The sequence below is a fragment of the Streptomyces sp. Ac-502 genome, from assembly GCF_045222935.1.
GTDB lineage: Bacteria > Actinomycetota > Actinomycetes > Streptomycetales > Streptomycetaceae > Streptomyces > Streptomyces monomycini.
Genome location: NZ_JBHFFO010000011.1, coordinates 58,123 through 65,077, shown reverse-complemented (window position 1 = coordinate 65,077; position 6,955 = coordinate 58,123). Strand labels below are relative to the sequence as shown.

The window sequence follows — 6,955 nt, the reverse complement described above, 5'->3', positions numbered from 1 at the left end:
TGAGCTTCGGCAACGTCACGGCGCACATGGCGCGGGCCGGCGTCGAACACCCCGAACTCGTACCGCTCGCAACCGACATCGCCATCCCCGTCTTCGGGCTGGCCTACCTGGTCCTGGTCCGGATGGACATGGAACTGGCCTGGGTCCGCTGGTTCCCCTACATCCTGACCGGCGTCACCATCTACCTGAACGTCACCTCGACCACCAACACCACCGCCCAGGTAGCCCACGCCGCCCTGCCCACCCTCTGGGTGGCTTTCACCGAGATCGTCGCCCACGTCTACCGCGTACGCCTCAACGTCACCAGCGGCAGGCGCCACGACCCCATCCCCGTCTCCCGGTGGATCTACGAACCCCTGGCTACCCTCCACCTCCAGCGCCACATGCGGCTGTGGAACGTCAGGAGCTACGACCGCGGCCTACAGCTCCGCGCGCAGCGCCTGCGGACGATCGCCGCCCTCCGCCGCCACTACAACGGCCGCCGCTGGCGCTTCCACGCCCCCTTGACCTCAAGGTCGAATTGCGGCTGGGTGAACTCACCCCGGAAGCCGTGACCCACTACAAGGAGCAGGGCCACCTGCCCAGCACCGCCCCAGCCCCGCGGATCGCCATCAGCCGCAACGAAGAGCCCGCCCCGGCCCCCGCAGAACCGCCGGCTGCTCTCCCGGAGCAGCGCACCGAGCAGCGCGAGCTGCAGAACCACGACGAGCAGACCGCCCTGCCCACCGGCACCACCACCGAGCCCGAACCCCTCGGCGACACCCCCCAGCACGCCGTACAGCCCACCCTCACCGGATCCGTACTCCCCGCCCCGGCTCCCTCCATCGAGACCAGTGCGGAGCGCCAGGAGCGCCGGGAAGCTGAATCCGCTCAGGCCCGGCAGGACAACTACCAAAAGGCCGTGGAGGTTGTCATGGAATTCGTCCGGCAGCAAAGGCCGTTCAACGGCGCGCAACTCGCCGAGGACGACCGAGTACCCGTAGGCACCCGCAGCGCCCAGCGATACCTGAAGAAAATGGTAGAGGAAGGGATCGTGCCCCAGGATCTCATCCTCAAGTAGGCCAGCACGCCTGTAAAGGCGGTAGGCCCGGCACACCAAGTGCCGGGCCTACCGCCTTTCACACTCCGGCTGCTTTCCCCGCCAACATGCTTGACCGGAGATGGAAACCTGCAAGATCACCTGCCAAAGTGGCCGCATGGCGAACAATTCACTGCCTGAACTCCCCGACAAGGTCACCAGCGAAAGCCAGCACCCGGCCGAGCCCCTTTTCGAGACTGGCGACCACGGCCGCTTCGACGCGGTGCGCCCGACGTCGGCACCCACCCCTGAGTACGGCGCCCCTGCCCTGCCGATCACCGGACGCCGACCACCCACCGGCCGAGGTTCGCATACGGGCCGTACAGCCTGACCTGTACGGCCAGCCCCGGCCTACTCACCGCCCTCTCGCCCCGCGCGCCCGGTCCAGCCACCAACTCACCGGCAGCACAGCCAGGCCCCCCACCGCAGCAACCGCAGCCGGCAGCAACAGGAGCAAGACGACGCTCCCCAGCACGGCCCCGGTTGGCGCGGCCGCCAGGCGCAGCAGGGCGGTGGCACCTCGCACTACGGCCAGGCCCAGACCGCCGAGCAACGCCAGGGTGAGCGCAGCACCGGTCAGCGGATAGCCACAACGGGCCAGCACGGCATACGGGAACAGCGCCGACGGCACCCCGGCGCCTCCCGCGCCGGGCCAACAGCCCCAACGACGTTGGGACTTCACTGCTCCTCACTCGGTCGTCCGGCCATGGGCTACGGAGACCCCGTAGAAACCACGGTGGACGCCACGGCCAGGTGAGGCGTGCCCCTGCTGTACGAAGGTGCCCCTTCGCAGATGAAGGGGCACCTTCTCACGCGTCGGCGGCATCGATTCTGCCCCCGGGCCGCCCCGCCCTCGGGATCGGCTCACGGTCGGCCGGCGCGGACGCGCTGCGGTGCGCGACGCGCAGGCTCGGCTGCGGCCACCAGTACGCACGGTGCACGGTGCCGTCATCGATCTTGATTTCGACGTGGCAGGCCACCCGGCCATCCGGGTAGTCATGTCGAGCCGTCACCGGCGCATACCGCACCTCTTCGCGGCCGTCGCGACGGAGGCTGACGTACAGCGCCGGGCGGTCTCCGGCGGGAAAGCACCACACCTGCGGCTGCGGCCCTTCCTCCGGCCGCCAAGGCGGCGCCTGCTCCGGCTCCTCGAACCGCCCGCTCACTGCGCAACCGACTTCTTCCCCGCGCGCTCCTCAGCAGCTCGTTTGCAGGCCGGACACAGGGGATTCCCACCCACTCCGTAACGATGGGTAGGCGTGAAACAAGTGCGGCATTTTCCCTCCTCACTCTTTGGGTAGACGAGGGGGTCGGCGGAGACTGGCGGAGGCGTTGTCACGGTTCCTGGTCCTTTCGTTCAACCATAAAGAACCGTTCCCTCCGCCAGATATTCCGCACGTTTTCGGGCACGCACCTCACCTACCGGACGCCCATGTGGGACATCTTCGAAGCCGGGCCCGACAAGCCCCTCGCCAACTGCTCAGCGTCGGTACTGACCTTGCGCAGCTCGGTGGCCGCGGCCGTGGCCTCGGTCTGTGGGGTCTTCCCGTTGTCCATCGCAATTGCGTCGCGGGCGGCCAAGATCTCCAGCACGCGCGCGCTCAGGTCGAGAGCCTGCGGCAGCCGCTCGACAAGGCTTTTCAGCGCCTGCACCGCATCGGCGAGAACCGGCGCAGACAGGTTCATGCCCTCATCCAGGAGCAGGCGGTTCAGCTCCTCGATCGAATCACGGGCCTGGCGCACGACGTGGGCAGGATCGGGCAACGACGGCATGGCACTCCTCAACTCTGACGGAAGCGCCAGTCAAGCAGCACCGTCGGGTGCGTACTTACGGATTTCTGAAAGCGCCTGTGGCAGAACCACTCGACGTGACCAGGGCAGGGCTATGCCCTCCGCATCGTAGGTTCTGACATCGGCGCCCAGACTCAGAATGCGCGGAGCAACCGCTGGTTCAGATCCGTGATCCACTCCGGGCCGTTGACCACCTCGATCATGACGTACGACGCGACGATGTCCACCACCGTCAGAAGCGCCCCGGCACCGGGGTGGGCGGTGCCGACGTGGTCCGCCGCCTCATCCATGATCGGTGCGATCGGATCTGCCATGGTCACCGCACGTCCCATACCCGCACAGACCCGACAGCGCACGCTCACAATCCGCCGCGCCCCGGCCACCCCCTCAGCCGCCGGCCCCTCTGCCGTTCCCGTCGTCATACCTGCCCAACGCGCCCCCTTCTCCAAAGTCACCAGCACAACCAGGTCCTGATGGAACAGGTGCGGCCCGCAGCCGCCACCCATTCGGAGAATCCGCCACCGGACCTACCGCACCGGACAACACTGGAGACAACCGGCCGCGCCATCGGGCGTGCTCCACTACCGCCAGGAGGCCGTGATGGCCACTGTCCACATGTCCGCCGCCGTCCAGGAGCTACTCGGCCCGTACGGCGTGGCGCAGGCCCGCAAGGAAGGCCAAAGGGCCCAGTGCGCGACGTGCACGAAATGGATCTCGACCAAGACAGTGAACGTCGTGGTCACCCCCGACCCCCGCGACCCGGAGACGCTTCGGGTCTTCTTCGTGCACCCGAAGTGCGGCGCCTCCCAGGTGACCACCCTCGTGCGCGAAGCCCCGGAGAACCCCACCTCCGACGACTTCCAGATGACGGTCCTTCCCCCACCCGCCGACGGTCACCGCCTGCCGGTGCTGGCCGCCGAGCAGCTGTGCCCCACCTTCGTCAGCCAGGACGCCACCACTGAACTGATCTCGGTCATGTCTCCGTATCTGCAGGAGTCCGGCTTCGGTCTTGTCAGCGACGCGAGCAGCATTCCGCCGCCGGCCGACCAGTGGACCGCCGTCCTGGACGAACCGGCGACGGACACCGGCCTGCTGTCCGTCGCCGGCGGCCGCGGCGAAGTGCTCTACGCCGGCCCCGTCCACCTGCCACCCGGCTGGAGCAGGACCGCACTCGCCGGCGGAACGGTCGCCCTCTACGTCGGCCCCGCCGGCCTCGACCCCACCAGTCCCGACACCGCCGCCCAACAGCGCCTGCTGGAACGTGCGGCCCGCAGCGGGCAACTCCTGGCCGCACGCGTGCCACTGGTCGACTACACCACCCTGGCAGGCTCCGCAGGGGCTTCCTGATCTGTCGCCGCTGCAGCGGCGGGTCAGTGTCCGTGGGGGACGCGGCGGGCGCCGGGGGGCATGGTGTCGATGTAGCGGTACCCAAGGCCGATGTAGGCCGCGATGCCCAGGGCGTGGCACAGGAAGTGCTTGGCGGCCCATCGCTGGCGCAGGTCCTCCCTGATGCGCGGCGCCTCGCGGCCGGTCGCCGTCCAAAATCGGCACTCGGAGCATCCGGGGAGGGGCTGGGGGGTGTCGTGGTGGTCGTCCAGGCGGTGGTCGAGCAGCCCGTACAGATCGCACTGGGGGTGTTCGGTACGCGGGTCACGGGCCGCTGCCTCCAGCCGCGTACAGGTGGGGCAGGTCCGGCCGTCGGGGAGGCCGCGTAGCAGTCGGGCGCTCATGTCGGGCTCCTGTCAGAAGAGGCGGGTCAGGTCGGGCGGTGCGTACATGTGCCCGGCGCGATGCAACGCGTCGGCCAGGGCCGTCTTCGGGGCGATGCGGTAGGGCGTCGCGGTGGCGCGGTGCTGGTCGCACCTGCGGCAGCCGGGAACGTAGTCGGGGACCTGTTCGGGGTGTTCCGCGACGATGTGAGTGCTGACCCGGGTATGGCGTTGGGACACCTGCGCCAGGTGCGTGGTGCCGGCCGCGACCCTGTAGACGCCGTAGTGGCGGCAGCATTCCAGGCACTGCCGCATCCAGTCGGGCAGGGCGGGCCAGCGCCCGCCCTGCTGCCCTGCAGCCCTCACTGGGGCGGCTCCTCGGCGGCCTGGTCGTCGTCCTCCTCGACCTGGTCCGGGTCTGGGTACGGACCGAACGGGCCGACGTCGCCAACGCGGCTGGCTCCGATGGCGCGGGCGCCCTTGGCCCGGTGCACGTGGGCGATCACTGTGACCTCCGCAGGAGAGCGGCGGCCTCGGGGCACGTGGCCTCGATGATCGCGCGGGCCCGCTCCAGAGCGGCCAGCAACTGGGTGCGGATCGCGGGGGGCGGGTTCTTGTCGAGCTGGCTCCTCGCCTGGGTGATGAAGCACGCGGCGTAGAAGATCAGCCGGGTGCGGTCAGTGCGGTCAACGGCGGGTGTGGTGGGCATGTCTCCTCCGTGGTCGGGGTGTTGTACGTGGTGCGGCCCCGGACGGCTCGCAACCGTCCGGGGCCGGGAACCGCAGGCCCACCCGGGCGGGCCTGCGGCTGAGAGCGGTCCGGTCGCGGGGACTGGGCTGCCGGGCCGCCAGCCCGCGCCGCCGGCGTGGGGAACACGATGGCGGCGCGGGGGCTAGGAGTCGTGCGAAGCCGACGGGGGCGGCCGGGGGTGAAGTGTGCCGCATACGTGCGCGCCCACTGCTCAGCGGGAGTGAGGTCCAGCTCCTCCCCGGGGTGAGTCTCGCGCCGCAGCAGCCGGGCCAGACCGTCTTTGACCGCCACCAGCAAGATCCGGTCGGCGCTGGTGTACGGATCGCGGGCCCCCGTCACGGTCCCTCCGCGGGCGCGGCCGGGCCGATGCGGAAGGCGGCGCGTACCAGCGTGCCGCCGCACAGGAGGCCGTGCCCCCAGGTCTCGGCGTGCTGGTCGACGTAGCGCAGCCCGCGGCCGAACTCCTCGGGCGGGGGGAACAGCCGGGAAGGGCCCCGGTCCAGGACCGCGACGGTGACGCGGCCGCCGCTCACCGAGACGGCCGCCGCGATCTTGTGACTGAACGTGTGACGCATCGCGTTGTCCGCCAGCTCGCTGGCCGCCTTCCCGGCGGTGTCCGCGACGGCGCCGGGCAGACCCCAGCCCCACCGCAGCATCACCGAGACCTTCACGTATGCGAGTTCGGCCGGCGCGGGGTCGGACCGGCGGAAGACCCATTTCTCACGTCGGCGCGGCTGCTCCGGGGGGACGATGCCCTGCGGCGGGACGGCGGCCAGCTCGGGCCGGGCGGGGTGGACGCTCACCGCTCCCCCTCGCGCACGCGGCGCAGGGCGGAGCGCAGCGTCTCGGGGTCGGCCAGGCGGCCGGAGCCGTCCGGTGCCGGTTCCCACCTGAAGCCGGGGTCGGGCTGGTCGGTCCCGGGGCGGGGCATGGCCACCCATCCGCCGGCGCCGATGGCCCGGGTGGGCGGCTCGTGCCATGCCCTGGCGGTGCCGGGCGGTACGAGGACGTAGGCACGGGCGCTGCCCTCGCGCAGTCCCCACAGCACGGGAGCGCCGGCGCGTTCGATGGCGTCCAGTTCGTCCAGCGCCTTGACGGCCAGGCTGCAGCCGATCCGGATTGCGTCCCACCGGGCCCCGGCGGGCAGCACCGCGAACCGGGTGGGCGTGGTGGCCCACTGGTTCCAGGCCGCGGTGGGGCTGGGGTGGGCGGCCGCCAGCCACAGCGTCCCGGCCGTATGACGTCGAGTCACCGGTGCCTCCCGCAGCCGTTCTTGCAGCGGAAGACGTCCCAGTCGCTGTGGGTGTCGCCGGAGACGATGCGTGCCGATCCGTTTCGGACCAGCTGCGCGGCGCCGCGCGGGGTGCCGCAGTCGATGCAGGCGTTGCCCTGCAGGCGGTTGAGGTCCGGAATGCCGCTGAGCAGGTCGTACTCACGTACCGGCGGGTGCCTCATGAAGCGCTCCTGTTCACCGCGCAACTCAAGATCAACAATATGCGATCGAGTCGCTACACAACGTGTTTGAAGAGTTCTAGAGTGGCCCTTCGTCAAGTGCTCCGCAAGTGCTCAGCAAGTGCTGAACACTTGCTCGCCTGCGTTTTCGACGCCAGGGAAGGGATCAGAGCTG

Annotated in this window: 14 protein-coding genes; 3 read left to right on the top strand and 11 right to left on the bottom strand. The window is 70.2% G+C overall.

The window, feature by feature from the left end:
* Together ACEXOX_RS46775 and ACEXOX_RS46770 are read left to right on the top strand one after the other, a co-directional pair.
* Window positions 1-554, top strand: a 554-nt coding sequence (locus ACEXOX_RS46775) for a DUF2637 domain-containing protein (protein WP_406527064.1), incomplete at its 5' end; no start/stop codon positions are given.
* Entirely contained in the window at window positions 551-1,060 is a 510-nt protein-coding gene (locus ACEXOX_RS46770) for a hypothetical protein (protein ID WP_406527063.1), read from the top strand. The genes ACEXOX_RS46775 and ACEXOX_RS46770, both read left to right, overlap by 4 nt.
* Before the next feature lie 373 nt (window positions 1,061-1,433).
* Here ACEXOX_RS46770 and ACEXOX_RS46765 read toward each other — a convergent pair whose 3' ends face one another.
* The 4 genes from ACEXOX_RS46765 to ACEXOX_RS46750 all read right to left on the bottom strand — a co-directional run bounded on the left by ACEXOX_RS46765 (window position 1,434) and on the right by ACEXOX_RS46750 (window position 3,183).
* The gene (locus tag ACEXOX_RS46765; RefSeq protein WP_406527062.1) at window positions 1,434-1,709 is read right to left on the bottom strand and encodes a hypothetical protein; all 276 of its coding nucleotides are present in this window, start codon (window positions 1,707-1,709) and stop codon (window positions 1,434-1,436) included.
* A 178-nt stretch (window positions 1,710-1,887) separates the two neighbouring features.
* Window positions 1,888-2,244, bottom strand: a complete 357-nt coding sequence (locus ACEXOX_RS46760; protein WP_406527061.1) for a hypothetical protein — start codon at window positions 2,242-2,244, stop codon at window positions 1,888-1,890.
* A gap of 253 nt (window positions 2,245-2,497) precedes the next feature.
* The gene (locus ACEXOX_RS46755) at window positions 2,498-2,851 is read right to left on the bottom strand and encodes a hypothetical protein (RefSeq protein WP_406527060.1); all 354 of its coding nucleotides are present in this window, start codon (window positions 2,849-2,851) and stop codon (window positions 2,498-2,500) included.
* 152 nt (window positions 2,852-3,003) lie between these two features.
* Complete coding sequence (locus tag ACEXOX_RS46750; protein ID WP_406527059.1) at window positions 3,004-3,183, bottom strand: hypothetical protein; 180 nt, start codon at window positions 3,181-3,183, stop codon at window positions 3,004-3,006.
* A 286-nt stretch (window positions 3,184-3,469) separates the two neighbouring features.
* Between ACEXOX_RS46750 and ACEXOX_RS46745 the strand changes: the two genes are divergently transcribed.
* Window positions 3,470-4,216, top strand: a complete 747-nt coding sequence (locus ACEXOX_RS46745) for a hypothetical protein (RefSeq protein WP_406527058.1) — start codon at window positions 3,470-3,472, stop codon at window positions 4,214-4,216.
* Between the two features lie 23 nt (window positions 4,217-4,239).
* On the opposite strand, the gene ACEXOX_RS46740 is transcribed toward ACEXOX_RS46745, so the two are convergent.
* From ACEXOX_RS46740 to ACEXOX_RS46710, 7 genes are all read right to left on the bottom strand, one after another.
* Window positions 4,240-4,599: a hypothetical protein gene (locus ACEXOX_RS46740; RefSeq protein ID WP_406527057.1), complete on the bottom strand. Its 360-nt coding sequence runs from the start codon at window positions 4,597-4,599 to the stop codon at window positions 4,240-4,242.
* A 12-nt stretch (window positions 4,600-4,611) separates the two neighbouring features.
* Entirely contained in the window at window positions 4,612-4,944 is a 333-nt protein-coding gene (locus tag ACEXOX_RS46735) for a hypothetical protein (RefSeq protein WP_406527056.1), read from the bottom strand.
* Complete coding sequence (locus ACEXOX_RS46730) at window positions 4,941-5,084, bottom strand: hypothetical protein (protein ID WP_406527055.1); 144 nt, start codon at window positions 5,082-5,084, stop codon at window positions 4,941-4,943. Before ACEXOX_RS46730 ends, ACEXOX_RS46735 begins: the two co-directional genes overlap by 4 nt.
* Window positions 5,081-5,287 (bottom strand): hypothetical protein, encoded by a 207-nt coding sequence (locus ACEXOX_RS46725; protein WP_406527054.1) that lies wholly within the window; start codon window positions 5,285-5,287, stop codon window positions 5,081-5,083. Before ACEXOX_RS46725 ends, ACEXOX_RS46730 begins: the two co-directional genes overlap by 4 nt.
* Window positions 5,288-5,663: 376 nt before the next feature.
* Complete coding sequence (locus ACEXOX_RS46720; RefSeq protein WP_406526925.1) at window positions 5,664-6,131, bottom strand: ATP-binding protein; 468 nt, start codon at window positions 6,129-6,131, stop codon at window positions 5,664-5,666.
* Window positions 6,128-6,580: a hypothetical protein gene (locus ACEXOX_RS46715; RefSeq protein WP_406526924.1), complete on the bottom strand. Its 453-nt coding sequence runs from the start codon at window positions 6,578-6,580 to the stop codon at window positions 6,128-6,130. Before ACEXOX_RS46715 ends, ACEXOX_RS46720 begins: the two co-directional genes overlap by 4 nt.
* A complete protein-coding gene (locus tag ACEXOX_RS46710; RefSeq protein WP_406526923.1) occupies window positions 6,577-6,783 on the bottom strand; it encodes a hypothetical protein in 207 nt (68 codons plus the stop codon). Before ACEXOX_RS46710 ends, ACEXOX_RS46715 begins: the two co-directional genes overlap by 4 nt.
* Window positions 6,784-6,955 lie beyond the last annotated feature (172 nt).

What these genes read in the sequence shown, in the direction of transcription:
- ACEXOX_RS46755 (WP_406527060.1), bottom strand. Translation starts at nt 2,851, where the DNA reads ATGCCGTCGTTGCCCGATCCTGCCCACGTCGTGCGCCAGGCCCGTGAT.
- ACEXOX_RS46750 (WP_406527059.1), bottom strand. Translation starts at nt 3,183, where the DNA reads ATGGCAGATCCGATCGCACCGATCATGGATGAGGCGGCGGACCACGTC.
- ACEXOX_RS46745 (WP_406527058.1), top strand. Translation starts at nt 3,470, where the DNA reads ATGGCCACTGTCCACATGTCCGCCGCCGTCCAGGAGCTACTCGGCCCG.
- ACEXOX_RS46740 (WP_406527057.1), bottom strand. Translation starts at nt 4,599, where the DNA reads ATGAGCGCCCGACTGCTACGCGGCCTCCCCGACGGCCGGACCTGCCCC.
- ACEXOX_RS46725 (WP_406527054.1), bottom strand. Translation starts at nt 5,287, where the DNA reads ATGCCCACCACACCCGCCGTTGACCGCACTGACCGCACCCGGCTGATC.
- ACEXOX_RS46710 (WP_406526923.1), bottom strand. Translation starts at nt 6,783, where the DNA reads ATGAGGCACCCGCCGGTACGTGAGTACGACCTGCTCAGCGGCATTCCG.